Raw genomic sequence first — 12,781 nt, 5'->3', positions numbered from 1 at the left:
GGCTCAGCCGTACCGTTCGACCAGTCCGCGCACGTACTCCTCCAGCCGCCCGCCCAGGACCTCCGCCGTCAGGTCCGTCCGCCCCAGCTCCCGCCACGGGCCCGCCGGCTTCGCCGCGTCGGGGGAGTAGGCCAGGGCGTCGATCAGCCGCCAGTACAGGTGGTCGGGCCCGTCGGCCGACATCAGCCCGCCCTGCGCCTCGTACCGTTCCCGGAAGCCCAGGCCGTGCTCCGGGCCGTGCAGCAGCGCGAGGGCCGTCGCGCAGTGCGCGACATCGAGGTCGGCGGGGCCCCACGAGGTCTCCGCCCAGTCGACGACCCCGCTGATCCGCAGTTCCGCGCCCGCCCCCGTGAACAGCACGTTCCCGGGGTGGAAGTCCCGGTGCAGGAAGCACCCCTCGTACGGCGGCGGGTCGCGGCGGATCACGTTCACGGCCCGCTCCCACAGCGCGCCCCGCGGTGTGCGCACCCGTTCCGGAGATGTCCACGCCTGACAGGGGCGCGGCCGCTCCCCGGGCACGACCCCGTGGATCCGTACGAGTTGGGCCGCCAGCAGGTCCAGCCGGCGGTCGAGGTCCTCCTCGTCGAGCCGTACGCGGCCCGGCAGCAGGGACATCAGCAGCGAAGGGTGGTCGCAGTGTTCGGCTGTGGCGTCGACGGCCACCGCCTCGGGGGCCGGGACGCCGTCCTCCCCGGCCAGCAGGGTGAGGACGGAGGCCTCGCGGGTGAGCAGCCCGGGGGCGTGCCGTCGGAAGAAGGGCTTCACGAAGGAACGCAGGACGAGGTCCGTGCCGTCGTCGAGAGCGAGCCGGCGCATCTGGGAACTCCAGCCGCCGGAGAGGAAGCGCGTGCCCGTCACCGTCCGGCCCTGCGGGAGCTGCTTGGCCACCCAGGTGCGGGTCGCCGTCCAGCCCCGGTCACCGAGGCCGGCCAGCACCGCGTCAACGAACTCCCGCCGGTCGTCTGCGTGGTCACGGAACCACAGGCCCACTATGTGGTCGGCGCCGGGGAGCTCGAAGCGCGTGAACTGCGCGCGCCGGGCCAGTGCGTCCTGGACGGCATCGGTCACGGCGGGCGGGATGACGTCGTCCGTGCCCGGTACCGCGAGCACCGCCCGGCCCTCGTACGCCCGCAGCACGTCGAGGGCCGGCGCCCCGCGCCAGCCGTCCGGCCGGCGGATGATCCCGCTGAACCGGCCGTCCCCTTCGCCGAACGGCACGTCCCACGCCTCGGCCGCGTACACGGCCGGCGCACACAGCCCGAGCGCCGCCACCCGGTCCCCGTAGTGCGCGGCGAGATCCGCCACCGTCTGGCCGCTCATGCTGAACCCGACCAGGATCAGCGGGCCGTCCGCGGGAACCCGGGCGTCGATGACGGACACGGCCTGCTCGAAGCGCCGCCGCAGACTCAACTCCGAGAGTTCCCCGGTGCTTTCGCCGTGCCCGGAGAAATCGAGGGCGAGGGCGTGGCAGCCGTGTGCCGTGAACTCGCCGAGCAGCGGCAGCAACCGCTCCTTGCTGCCGTTGCCGGCACCGTGCAGTGCGACGGCGGTGGCCGCTCCCGGACCGCCGCCGCCGTACACGCAGCTGAGGCGTTCACCGTCGTACTCGTGCGTGAAAGGCAGGAGTTCACTCATGCCCCCATTCACTCACGAGCCCCGGCTCCACGCCGCGGGAAAAGGAGATGCACGCCGAGTGACCGCTTCCCTACGCTGGAGAGGCGTTACGGAGGCGCCCACCACCGCTTTCCGCAGGACAGGCATCACCCGGCGGACTCGGGGCTACTCTCTACGCACCGACGGACGGCCGCCCTTCCCCCAGCGCCCCGTCACAGACACCGATCACCGCTCGGACCAACCCACGCCCACGGAGGCCCGTGATGGGCACCATCGTCATTTCCGGGACCGTCGTCCTGGTTGTCCTGGGATTCGGAAACCACATCTGGTGGCTCGCCGCCGTCGCCGTGCTCTTCCTGTACACGCAGTACGGGCGGAGCTCGTCCTCGGCGCCCACGGCCGGAGGTCCCTCCTCGGGGGGACCCGCCCCAGGGGGACCCGCCCCGGGGCCCGCGCCCGGGAGCTACCGCGCCTACCGCGACCGTCGTGACCAGCAGGCCAAGTGGGAGCGCCGCTACCGCCGCGAGCGCCCCTTCGAGACCCGCCGTCAGGAGCGCGAACAGAGCGGATGAGACCGCCGGTGAGCCAGGCGTCCGAAGGTCACAGACCCGGGGCGCCCCACACCGGGAACCAGCGGTTCAGGTCCTGCTCGATCCGCAGGTCGTCCGCGAGTGCCGCCCTGACCCGCAGTTCCAGCGGGTTGTCGCGCCGCTGTCCCGCGCCGGGCAGCGGCGCGAATGGGTAGAAGGTGCCGCGCTTGTAGAGGTAGACGAGCGCGAGCCGCCGGCCCTCCGGGTCCTGGAACCCGGCGAGCGAACACAGCAGCTGCGGGCCGAAGCCGTTGGCCTCCATCGCACTGTTCACCGCGTGCAGATCGTTGACCAGCAGGGGAAGCTGGTCGGGGGTGCGGCGTGAGACCAGCCAGGAGTAGCCGTACTCGTCCCGGCGCAGCTCCACCGGCGGGCCGTCCCGGTCGGCGTCCGCGTCGAGCAGGGCCTGGACCTCGCGATGCGTCTGCTCGAAGGCGGCGCCCTCGACCGTGGCGAAGCACACCGCGCCGTTCCCGGTCGGCGTGAAGCCCGCCGCGGCCTCCAGGGTCACGGCGGCCGAGGGCAGCGCGAAGAGCTGGTCGAGGTCGGGCGCGACCGGTTTCGTCCGGCCGAGCAGGATGTCCAGCAAGCCCATCCTCAGTCCGCCTTCCCGGGTCGCGCAGCCTCGCCCAACTCGGCGGAGATCCGCCCCAGTTGGCCGAGTCGCTGCTCCAGGCTCGGGTGGGTGGAGAAGAGCCGTGCCACGCCGGGCTCGGAGCCCAGCGCCGGGGTGAAGTAGAAGGCGTTGAAGGCCTGTGCGGTCCGCAGGTCCTTGGTCGGGATCCGGGCGATGTCGCCCGAGACCTTGGTGAGCGCGGACGCGAGTGCCGAGGGACGGCCGGTGAGCAGCGCCGCCGCCCGGTCCGCCGCCAGCTCCCGGTACCGGGACAGGGCCCGGATCAGCAGGAAGCTGATCGCGTACACGGCCGCCGACACTCCCATCACGGCCGCGAAGACGACGGCGGTGTTCTGGTCCCTGCGGCCCCCGCCGAACAGCTGTGAGTAGAACGCGAACCGCACGATCAGCCCCGCGATCACGCCCAGGAAGGACGCGATCGTGATCACGGCGACGTCCTTGTGCGCCACGTGCGACAGCTCGTGCGCGAGCACGCCCTCCAGCTCGGCCGGCTCCAGCCGCCGCAGCAGCCCGGTGGTCACACAGACCACGGCGTTGTCGGGGTTGCGGCCGGTCGCGAAGGCGTTCGGCATGTCCATCGGCGACACGGCGACCACCGGCTTGGGCATGTCCGCGATCGCACACAGCCGGTCCACCACCGCGTGCAGCTCGGGATACTCCTCCCGTTCCACGACCCGCCCGCGCATCGCGAACAGCGCGATCCGGTCGGAGAACCAGAACTGCGCGACGAACATCGCCCCCACGAGCACGACGACCAGCAGCCACGACTTCAGCAAGACGATCAACGCGGCGACGAAGGCCACGTACAGGAGCCCGAGCAGGAACAGCGTGACCGTCATCCGCACGGTCAGTCGCCGGTCGGTACCAAAGCGGCTCTGCATCTGCATCACCCCGCAGTTCAGGCACTCGTCCCACTGCCCAGTGTGCACCCGACCCCTTCATGAGGAGGTCCCGATCAGCTCTGGGGGCTGCAAAGGCTCCCCACGAGCCTCGGAACCTGTGTCACACCTCAGAGGATCCCGGCCGCCACGCCCTAGTACGGCGTGCGGTAGCTCGCGTATCCGAGCAGCACGATGATCGCGGCCACGCTGCCGAGCACGATGGCCGTCGAGACCCACGACGAGCGGCGCGGTGCCGACGGCTCGGGGTCGGCGCGGAAGGGCTGCGGCTCGGGAGGGTTCTCCTTCCAGCGCGCGGCGAGCATCCGGGCCCGGGCGGAGGGCTCCTTGTGCTCGGCGTTGTCAGCCCACTTGAGGTCGAACTCTCCCTGGAAGTCGTCCTGTTCGGACATCCCCGTATCCCCCAGTCACATATCTCGAACAGCAGTGCCGGAAACCATACGACGGCGCCCCCGCCCTGAGAAACAGGAACGGGGGCGCCGGACGGCTCACGCGTCGGCCACGCGTGGGCCGATCACACGTCGAAGTACAGCTCGAACTCGTGCGGGTGCGGACGCAGCTGCAGCGGAGCGATCTCGTTCGCGCGCTTGAAGTCGATCCACGTCTCGATCAGGTCGGCCGTGAAGACGTCGCCCGCGAGCAGGAACTCGTGGTCGCGCTCCAGGGAGTCGAGGACGGCCGGGAGCGAGGTCGGGACCTGCGCGACGTTCGCGTGCTCCTCGGGAGCCAGCTCGTACAGGTCCTTGTCGATCGGCTCGGCCGGCTCGATCTTGTTCTTGATGCCGTCCAGGCCCGCGAGCAGCAGCGCGGAGAACGCCAGGTACGGGTTGCCGGAGGAGTCCGGGGCGCGGAACTCGACGCGCTTGGCCTTCGGGTTCGAGCCGGTGATCGGGATACGCATCGCGGCGGAGCGGTTGCGCTGCGAGTACACCAGGTTGATCGGGGCCTCGAAGCCCGGGACCAGACGGTGGTACGAGTTCACGGTCGGGTTGGTGAAGGCCAGCAGCGACGGGGCGTGCTTGAGGATGCCGCCGATGTAGTAGCGGGCGGTGTCCGACAGGCCCGCGTAGCCGGCCTCGTCGTAGAACAGCGGGTCGCCGTTGCTCCACAGGGACTGGTGGACGTGCATGCCCGAGCCGTTGTCGCCGAAGATCGGCTTCGGCATGAAGGTCGCGGTCTTGCCGTTGCGCCAGGCCACGTTCTTCACGATGTACTTGAAGAGCTGGAGGTCGTCGGCGGCGGCGAGCAGCGTGTTGAACTTGTAGTTGATCTCAGCCTGGCCGGCGGTGCCCACCTCGTGGTGCTGGCGCTCGACCTGGAGACCGGAGTTGGCCAGCTCCAGGGAGATCTCGGCGCGCAGGTCGGCGAAGTGGTCGACCGGCGGGACCGGGAAGTAGCCGCCCTTGTAGCGGACCTTGTAACCACGGTTGTCCTCGATGGCGCCGGTGTTCCAGGCGCCGGCCTCGGAGTCGATGTGGTAGAAGGACTCGTTCGCGCTGGTGGCGAAGCGGACGGAGTCGAAGACGTAGAACTCGGCCTCGGGGCCGAAGTACGCGGTGTCCGCGATACCGGTGGAGGCGAGGTAGGCCTCGGCCTTCTTGGCCACGTTGCGCGGGTCACGGGAGTACTGCTCGCCCGTGATCGGGTCGTGGATGAAGAAGTTGATGTTGACCGTCTTGTCGCGGCGGAACGGGTCGACGCGCGCGGTGGACAGGTCGGCCCGGAGTGCCATGTCCGACTCGTGAATGGCCTGGAAGCCGCGGATGGAGGAGCCGTCGAAGGCCAGTTCCTCGTCCGGGTCGAAGGCCTCCGCCGGCAGCGTGAAGTGCTGCATGACGCCCGGCAGGTCGCAGAAACGGACGTCGATGAACTTGACGTCCTCGTCCGCGATGAACTTCTTGGCCTCGTCGGCGTTCTGGAACATCCAGCTCCTCCTACTCCCGACCGTTCCGTGCCGGGGTGGTAGTTCGTTCGTGCGGCCAGTGCGGTGGCACACGCTGGCCTCGACCCTAGGGACGGGTGATTTCTCGGGCGTGACTCATTTGTTTCGCAGGGGTTAACGGGCTCGGTTCGAGCCTAGCTCGCCGACACCCCGCCGTCCCAGGGGCATATGGGTGCGCAGTACCGTGGACGGGTGGACAACAGGCAAGCAATCGGATCGTGGCTCTCCGGGCCGCGCGCGGCCGCGGAAGAAGCCGGTGTCGACTTCGGATACCGGGGCGAGCAGCTCGGTCTGCCGGAAGAGGGGCCGGGCTCGATCGCCCGCCCCGGCAGGCGGCTCGGTGCCCTCGCCGTCGACTGGGGCCTGTGCCTCTTGATCGCATACGGCCTGATCACGGACAGCTATAACGAGGCGGCCCAGATCTGGGCGCCGCTCGTCCTGTTCGTACTGATCGTCGTCACGGTCGGCACGGTCGGCTTCACCCCGGGCAAGCGGCTCTTCGGCCTGCGGGTGATCGCCCTGGACACCGGGCGCGTCCACCCGCTGCGTGTCCTGCTGCGCACGGTCCTGCTGTTCCTCGCCCTCCCCGCCCTGATCTGGGACCGCGACGGCCGCGGCCTGCACGACCGGCTGGCCCGCACGGTCGAGGTGCGGATCTGACCCTTGTACGTCCCCGCACGACGAACATGACGAAGGGGCCGCCCGGAGTGATCCGGGCGGCCCCTTTTCCGACGTAGGAGGGATCAGCGGGCCTTCGGTCCGCCCTTCGGCAGCTTCATGCCCCTGGGCATGGGGCCCTTCGGCAGCGGCATGTTGCTCATCAGGTCGCCCATCGCACGCAGCCGGTCGTTGGTCGCGGTGACCTGCGGACCGGTCAGCACGCGCGGCAGCTTCAGCATGGTCGTGCGCAGCTTCTTCAGCTCGACCTGGCCGTCATCCGTGCCGACGATCACGTCGTGCACCGGCACGTCCGCGACGATGCGGTTCATCTTCTTCTTCTCGGCGGCCAGCAGGCTCTTCACCCGGTTCGGGTTGCCCTCGGCGACCAGGACGATGCCGGCTTTGCCGACGGCCCGGTGCACCACGTCCTGGCTGCGGTTCATCGCCACCGCGGGGGTCGTCGTCCAGCCCCGGCCGATGTTGTCCAGCACGGCCGCTGCTGCGCCCGGCTGGCCCTCCATCTGCCCGAAGGCCGCTCGCTCGGCCCGGCGCCCGAACACGATCGCCGTCGCGAGGAAGGCGAGCAGGAGGCCCAGGATGCCGAGATAGATGGGATGACCGATCAGGAAACCGATCGCGAGGAAGACACCGAAGGTGATGATGCCGACAGCCGCGAGTACAAGACCGATCTTCTTGTCGGCCTTGCGGGTCATCTTGTAGGTCAGGGCGATCTGCTTCAGTCGCCCGGGGCTCGCAGCATCCGCTGCCGTGTCCTTCCTCGCCATGCCGTGAAGTCTACGTGGCCCCACAAGCGCCGACGACGGCAGTGCCCGCGGGAAGGGGAGAGCGGCCTCAGGAGCGCACGGTGAAGGTCTGCTCCAGGACGCGCTGGGCCTCGACGCGGTCCTTGGCACGACGGCGGTCCTCCAGGACGGAGGTCCAGGCGTTGCGGCGGGCGGTGCGCTGGCCGCTGCTCATGAGCAGCGACTCGACCGCACGCAGCGCGTCGGTGAACGTCGGAATGGCTGTGGCGCGAACGGGCGCGGCCTGCATGATGGGGGTCCCCCCTCGGGACGGCTGCGGGTGAGGGTGTACGTGGTGTGATTCCAGGGTCACTGATTGGTGTTACCAGGGCGTGACCGGCCGGTCAAACACCAATGAAGCCTTGATGCGCTGGGCCGAAACGCTGACGCGGCCCTGACGGGGCCCTCATCTGCGAGGACGGTCAGGACCGCGCCGAATCGGCCGTTACTGACGGGTAGCAGCTTGTGCGTGAATTCACACGCTTGCCTCATATCGAGCGGGCAAGGGGGGTGACGGAGTGTCAGACGATCAGACGGCCTGCGAGGCGACGTACGAACCCCGCTTCTCGACGGCCATCTGGTAGAGCCGCCCGGCACGGTAGGAGGACCGTACCAGCGGGCCGGACATCACGCCCGAGAAGCCGATCTGCTCGGCCTCCTCCTTCAGCTCCACGAACTCGTGCGGCTTGACCCAGCGCTCCACGGGGTGGTGCCGCACGGACGGACGCAGGTACTGGGTGATGGTGACCAGCTCGCAGCCCGCCTCGTGCAGCTGCTTCAGCGCCTCGCTGACCTCCTCGCGGGTCTCGCCCATGCCGAGGATCAGGTTCGACTTGGTGACCAGGCCGTAGTCGCGTGCCTCGGTGATGACCTTCAGCGAGCGCTCGTAGCGGAAGCCGGGGCGGATGCGCTTGAAGATCCGGGGCACCGTCTCGACGTTGTGCGCGAAGACCTCGGGGCGGGAGGCGAAGACCTCCTGCAGCAGCTCGGGCACGGCGTTGAAGTCGGGGGCGAGGAGCTCCACCTTGGTGCGGCCGGCCTCGCGGGAGGAGGTCTGCTCGTGGATCTGGCGCACCGTCTCCGCGTACAGCCAGGCGCCGCCGTCCTCCAGGTCGTCACGGGCGACGCCGGTGATGGTGGCGTAGTTCAGGTCCATGGTGACCACGGACTCGCCCACGCGGCGCGGCTCGTCGCGGTCCAGCGCCTCGGGCTTGCCGGTGTCGATCTGGCAGAAGTCGCAGCGCCGTGTGCACTGGTCGCCGCCGATGAGGAAAGTCGCCTCGCGGTCCTCCCAGCACTCGTAGATGTTCGGGCAGCCGGCTTCCTGGCAGACCGTGTGCAGGCCCTCGCTCTTCACGAGGTTCTGCATCTGCGTGTACTCGGGACCCATTTTCGCCCGGGTCTTGATCCACTCGGGCTTGCGCTCGATGGGGGTCTGGCTGTTGCGGACCTCCAGGCGCAGCATCTTGCGTCCGTCGGGTGCGACTGCGGACACGACCGGCTCCCTAGCGATTGATTCTTCGGCGCCCTCAAGGGTACGCCCGTGGATTTGAATGTCCGGCGGTGGTGCCGACCCTGCTGGGGGGCCGCCGCGCCCAGACCCCCGCTTCGGCCTGAACGGCCTGGTCCTCAAGCGCCGGACGGGCTGGGCGCTGCCGGCGCCTTCCCGGTCTCCCGCGGCTTGAGCTCCGCGTTCTCCAGTACGCCCCTCAGGTGCCGCTCGACCACCGGCAGCACCTCGTCGATCGTCACGTCCCGGCCGAGCTCGTTCGCGAGCGAGGCGACCCCGGCGTCCCGGATCCCGCACGGGATGATCCTGTCGAACCACTTGTTGTCCGGGTTCACGTTCAGGGCGAAGCCGTGCATCGTGACGCCCTTGGCGACCCGGATCCCGATCGCCGCGATCTTGCGGTCCTCGCGGCGCTGGCCGGCGTTGGACGGGGCGTACTCCGGGCCGTTGAGGCGGGCGTCGAACTCCTCGTCGTGCAGCCGCGGGTCGAAGTCCAGTGACAGGCCGCCGATCGACGGACGCTGCTCCGCGAGGTCCTTGGCGTCGCCGAGGATCCACACCCCGCTGCGGCCCTCGACCCGGGTCGTCTCCAGGCCGAACTCCGCGCACGTGAGGATCAGGGCCTCTTCCAGGCGCCGTACATGTGCCACCACGTCCACCGGGCGCGGCAGCTTCTGGATCGGGTAGCCCACCAGCTGGCCGGGACCGTGCCAGGTGATCTTGCCGCCGCGGTCCACGTCGATCACCGGGGTGCCGTCGAGCGGGCGCTCGCTGTCGGCGGTGCGCCGGCCGGCCGTGTAGACCGGCGGGTGCTCAAGGAGCAGCACGGTGTCGGGGACCTCGTCCGCGAAGCGCGCCGCGTGCACCCGGCGCTGCTCGTCCCAGGCCTCCTGGTACTCGACGGCCTCGGCACCGAATCCCATGCGGACGAACCGCAACCCACTCACTGCAAGCGCCCCCTCGGAAGCTCGTAAGGCACGAAGCGTGCCCACGCCACTGTACGTCCGGCCGATCCACGTCAGCCGTGGGGCAATCCTCACACGATCGGATGAATGAAGGTCGAAGGGTGCGATCGACTGCTTACGCTCCGCTACATTCGCGCCGTTCACGAGGCCAAAAGGGCTGCTCACAGGCGATCCGGGCACCGCGGCGGCCACAGCGGCCTCCGTGAGGCCCGAAAGGCAGGAGACCCCACCGCAGATGACGGAACGACCCGCGCAGCGCACTCCCAATCGACAGCTCGCCGCGCTCATCGCAGAAGCGGGGTTCTCCAACGCGGGTCTCGCCAGACGCGTGGACCAGCTCGGTCTCGAACACGGGCTGGACCTGAGATACGACAAGACGTCCGTCACCCGGTGGCTGCGCGGTCAGCAGCCCCGCGGCACCACCCCCGCCCTGATCGCCGAGGTCTTCACCCGGCGCCTCGGACGGCGCCTGACCGCCCAGGACCTCGGGCTCGACGCCTGCGCGCCCGTCTACGCGGGCCTGGAGTTCGCCTCGACGCCCGAAGAGGCCGTCGACATCGTCGGCGGGCTGTGGCGCAAGGACTCCGGCAGCCACGCCGAGCTCCGCAAGATCGCGTTCACCCCGGCGGGGCTCGTCGTCCCCAGCCGGGACTGGCTCATCGGACGGCCCGACGACAAGGTGGCCCGCGGCGAACCGCCCACTCGTCTCCCCGCGCAGGGCCGGCCGGCGCTGCCCCGCCAGCGCGGCGCGGCCGAACGCGGCCCCGGCCAGAAGGTCACCGCGGGCGACATCGCCGCCCTGCGCTTGGTCGGCGACCTCTTCCGCTCCCTCGACGACATGTACGGCGGCGGCCACGCACGCCAGGCCCTCGTGCGCTACCTGGAGCACGAGTGCGAGCCCATGCTGCGCGGCAGCTACGGCGAGCAGACGGGCCGCCGCCTGTTCGCGGCCGCCGCCGACCTGACGAGGCTCGCGGGCTGGACGTCGTACGACATCGCCGCGCACGGACTCGCCCAGCGCTACTTCGTGCAGGCGCTCCGGCTCGCGCAGGCGGCCGGGGACCGGGCCTACGGCTCGTACGTCCTCGTCACGATGAGCCGGCAGGCCGTCTACCTCGGGCACGGGCGGGAGGCCGTGCAGCTCGCGCGCGTGGCGCAGCAGGGGGTGGGGACCAACGCCCCGCCCGTCGTGCAGGCGCTGCTGCACGCCGTCGAGGCGCGCGGGCACGCGGTGCTCGGCGAGGTGCGGGCCTGCACGGCCTCCCTCGCCCGTGCCGAGCGGGCCCTGGAGGCCGCCCGGCCCGGCGACGAGGTCCCGCACTGGGCGCGGTTCTTCGACGAGGCGCAGCTCGCCGACGAGTTGGGGCACAGCCACCGGGACCTCCAGCAGTTCCGCGCGGCCGCCCAGCACGCGGAACGCTCCCTGCAGCTGCGCGCCCCCGCCTACGCCCGAAGCCGCCTGTTCTGCCGGGTCGTCCTCGCCTCGGCCCGCCTCGGCCTCGGCGAACTCGACCAGGCCTGCCAGCTGGCCGCCGAGGCGGCCGGACAGGCGGCGGAGATGAGGTCGGTGCGAGCGGTCGAGTACGTCAGGGACTTCGAACGGAGACTGGAACCGTACAAGGACGCGGCTCCGGTACGGGGGTACCGCGACAAGGTGGCGACCCTTGGGTGACCGGCACGGTCATCGCGCAAGCCGCCGCACACTCCTTTCAGGCCGCCGCACGCAACGACTCCGCGCTGTGCATCGATCCGGGTGCTCCCAGATCCGCCAGCACCGCCGAGGCGGCCCGGTGAGCCGAGCGCAAAGCCCCCTGCACGGTGCTGGTGTCCCGGTGGTCCCCGCACACGTACAGGCCCGCCATCAGCCGCACCGGCCGCCGCAGATCGTGCGGCGGCCGCATCGCGGGCACCGCCGCCGCGGTGTGGTTCACGGCGAGCGTCTCCCAGCGCGCGGTCGAGGTGCCGTACAGGCGGGACAGGTGCACGCGTACGGCGGTGTCGACGTCGGCCGGCGGCGGTCCGAGGACCGTCGACGAGACGAGTGCGCGGCCTGCGGGCGCCCGGCTCGGGTCCACCTCGCTGACCACGGCCGTGTGCGCGACCGGGCCGCCCCGGTCCGCGTCGAGCAGCAGGGAGGCACCGGTCCCCGGCGGCTCGTCGGCCGTGTGGTGCACCACCGTCACCGGGTGGAAGTCCGGTACGCGCAGGCCGGGCAGCAGTCCGGCGGCGGCACGGGCGTCGGTCGCGAGGAGCACGGCCCGGCAGCGGATCTCGCCGTGCTCGGCGGTGCTCACCGACGTCGTGGAGACGGCTGTGACCCGCACACCGGTGTGCACGGTGCCCGGCGGCAGCGCCTGCGCGAGCAGCTCCGGCAGCACCTCGGCGCCGCCCTCGGGCACACACAGGCGCCCGCTCGCGAAGGCGCGCAGCGCGAGGTCCGCACACCGGCTGGACGTGGTCAGCTCCGGATCGCACAGCAGCGCGGCCAGCAGCGGGCGCAGGAAGCCGCCGATGGTGCGGCCGGGGACTCCGCGGGCGGCGAGGGCCTGACCCGCGGGCAGTTCGGGGCGCGACAGCAGCCGTTCGACGGGCGTGGCCGCGAGCCGGGTGAGCGCGGCGCGGAGCCGGAGGGGCGCGACGGCGGTACCCGGCGGGGCACTCGCGCGGACCCGGGGCACGGACGCCGGGCGGGGAGTGCTCAAGGGGGCGCTTGCCAGGGCGCGCACAGCATGGAGTGCGCCCCTCGCGCCCCTCGCGGTCGGCGGTGCGTCCACGCGGTGGTGGCGCCCGTCGCCGTGCAGCAGGACACCGGGCGCGAAGGGACGCAGGACGAGCGCGTCGAGCCCGGGTGTCAGCCGTAGTTCGGGATACGAGGTGGACATGAGCTGTCCGATCCGGTCGAGCCGGAAGCCGTCGATCTTCTCGGTCGACATACGGCCGCCCACGCAAGGGGCGGCCTCCAACACGGTGGTCGTCACTCCTGCGCTGGTCAGCCGAAGCGCCGCCGACAGTCCGGCGACCCCGGCTCCCACGACGACGACATCCGCCTCATACGCGGGCTCAAGCACGTGCCCCTCCTCGAGGTTGCGCGGCCGGTGGAGACGTCTTGCCCCCAACCGGCCCTGGGAATACCCGAGTTCGGGTCGAGGTTAGGGCTGGGA

13 protein-coding genes are annotated in these 12,781 nt (G+C 71.0%); 3 read left to right on the top strand and 10 right to left on the bottom strand.

Features of this window, described 5'->3' with window-relative positions:
* Positions 1-3 precede the first annotated feature (3 nt).
* Positions 4-1,635: an alpha/beta fold hydrolase gene (locus ACZ562_RS19045; protein WP_471180151.1), complete on the bottom strand. Its 1,632-nt coding sequence runs from the start codon at positions 1,633-1,635 to the stop codon at positions 4-6.
* 242 nt (positions 1,636-1,877) lie between these two features.
* Between ACZ562_RS19045 and ACZ562_RS19040 the strand changes: the two genes are divergently transcribed.
* Positions 1,878-2,186, top strand: coding sequence for a hypothetical protein (locus tag ACZ562_RS19040; protein ID WP_471180148.1), 309 nt, complete (start codon positions 1,878-1,880; stop codon positions 2,184-2,186).
* 28 nt (positions 2,187-2,214) lie between these two features.
* On the opposite strand, the gene pspAB is transcribed toward ACZ562_RS19040, so the two are convergent.
* The 4 genes from pspAB to glnA all read right to left on the bottom strand — a co-directional run bounded on the left by pspAB (position 2,215) and on the right by glnA (position 5,664).
* Complete coding sequence (gene pspAB / locus ACZ562_RS19035) at positions 2,215-2,799, bottom strand: PspA-associated protein PspAB (RefSeq protein ID WP_471180145.1); 585 nt, start codon at positions 2,797-2,799, stop codon at positions 2,215-2,217.
* A 2-nt stretch (positions 2,800-2,801) separates the two neighbouring features.
* Positions 2,802-3,722, bottom strand: a complete 921-nt coding sequence (gene htpX / locus ACZ562_RS19030) for a zinc metalloprotease HtpX (RefSeq protein ID WP_471180332.1) — start codon at positions 3,720-3,722, stop codon at positions 2,802-2,804.
* Between the two features lie 152 nt (positions 3,723-3,874).
* Positions 3,875-4,132, bottom strand: a complete 258-nt coding sequence (locus ACZ562_RS19025) for an SCO2583/SCO2584 N-terminal domain-containing protein (protein ID WP_471180143.1) — start codon at positions 4,130-4,132, stop codon at positions 3,875-3,877.
* Positions 4,133-4,254: 122 nt separating this feature from the next.
* Positions 4,255-5,664 (bottom strand): type I glutamate--ammonia ligase, encoded by a 1,410-nt coding sequence (gene glnA, locus ACZ562_RS19020; RefSeq protein ID WP_471180140.1) that lies wholly within the window; start codon positions 5,662-5,664, stop codon positions 4,255-4,257.
* Between the two features lie 210 nt (positions 5,665-5,874).
* Between glnA and ACZ562_RS19015 the strand changes: the two genes are divergently transcribed.
* Complete coding sequence (locus ACZ562_RS19015) at positions 5,875-6,342, top strand: RDD family protein (RefSeq protein ID WP_471180138.1); 468 nt, start codon at positions 5,875-5,877, stop codon at positions 6,340-6,342.
* An 83-nt stretch (positions 6,343-6,425) separates the two neighbouring features.
* Here the strand turns inward: ACZ562_RS19015 and ACZ562_RS19010 are convergent, their stop codons facing one another.
* The 4 genes from ACZ562_RS19010 to lipB all read right to left on the bottom strand — a co-directional run bounded on the left by ACZ562_RS19010 (position 6,426) and on the right by lipB (position 9,602).
* A complete protein-coding gene (locus tag ACZ562_RS19010; RefSeq protein WP_471180135.1) occupies positions 6,426-7,127 on the bottom strand; it encodes a DUF4191 domain-containing protein in 702 nt (233 codons plus the stop codon).
* Between the two features lie 67 nt (positions 7,128-7,194).
* The gene (locus ACZ562_RS19005; protein WP_471180133.1) at positions 7,195-7,395 is read right to left on the bottom strand and encodes an SCO2195 family GlnR-regulated protein; all 201 of its coding nucleotides are present in this window, start codon (positions 7,393-7,395) and stop codon (positions 7,195-7,197) included.
* A 279-nt stretch (positions 7,396-7,674) separates the two neighbouring features.
* Positions 7,675-8,640 (bottom strand): lipoyl synthase, encoded by a 966-nt coding sequence (gene lipA, locus ACZ562_RS19000; protein ID WP_471180130.1) that lies wholly within the window; start codon positions 8,638-8,640, stop codon positions 7,675-7,677.
* Between the two features lie 134 nt (positions 8,641-8,774).
* Entirely contained in the window at positions 8,775-9,602 is an 828-nt protein-coding gene (lipB, locus tag ACZ562_RS18995) for a lipoyl(octanoyl) transferase LipB (protein ID WP_471180128.1), read from the bottom strand.
* Between the two features lie 253 nt (positions 9,603-9,855).
* Between lipB and ACZ562_RS18990 the strand changes: the two genes are divergently transcribed.
* Positions 9,856-11,292, top strand: coding sequence for a regulator (locus ACZ562_RS18990; protein WP_471180126.1), 1,437 nt, complete (start codon positions 9,856-9,858; stop codon positions 11,290-11,292).
* Between the two features lie 37 nt (positions 11,293-11,329).
* Here ACZ562_RS18990 and ACZ562_RS18985 read toward each other — a convergent pair whose 3' ends face one another.
* A complete protein-coding gene (locus ACZ562_RS18985) occupies positions 11,330-12,688 on the bottom strand; it encodes an NAD(P)/FAD-dependent oxidoreductase (protein WP_471180124.1) in 1,359 nt (452 codons plus the stop codon).
* Positions 12,689-12,781: the final 93 nt, after the last annotated feature.

This window comes from Streptomyces sp. NPDC040410, from assembly GCF_055595715.1.
This window is presented reverse-complemented; position numbering and strand designations above follow the sequence as displayed.

Coding starts and splice junctions, on each gene's coding strand:
- ACZ562_RS19040 (WP_471180148.1), top strand. CDS start 1,878: ATGGGCACCATCGTCATTTCCGGGACCGTCGTCCTGGTTGTCCTGGGA.
- pspAB (WP_471180145.1), bottom strand. CDS start 2,799: ATGGGCTTGCTGGACATCCTGCTCGGCCGGACGAAACCGGTCGCGCCC.
- ACZ562_RS19045 (WP_471180151.1), bottom strand. CDS start 1,635: ATGAGTGAACTCCTGCCTTTCACGCACGAGTACGACGGTGAACGCCTC.
- ACZ562_RS18990 (WP_471180126.1), top strand. CDS start 9,856: ATGACGGAACGACCCGCGCAGCGCACTCCCAATCGACAGCTCGCCGCG.
- ACZ562_RS19010 (WP_471180135.1), bottom strand. CDS start 7,127: ATGGCGAGGAAGGACACGGCAGCGGATGCTGCGAGCCCCGGGCGACTG.
- glnA (WP_471180140.1), bottom strand. CDS start 5,664: ATGTTCCAGAACGCCGACGAGGCCAAGAAGTTCATCGCGGACGAGGAC.
- ACZ562_RS19005 (WP_471180133.1), bottom strand. CDS start 7,395: ATGCAGGCCGCGCCCGTTCGCGCCACAGCCATTCCGACGTTCACCGAC.
- htpX (WP_471180332.1), bottom strand. CDS start 3,722: ATGCAGAGCCGCTTTGGTACCGACCGGCGACTGACCGTGCGGATGACG.
- ACZ562_RS19025 (WP_471180143.1), bottom strand. CDS start 4,132: ATGTCCGAACAGGACGACTTCCAGGGAGAGTTCGACCTCAAGTGGGCT.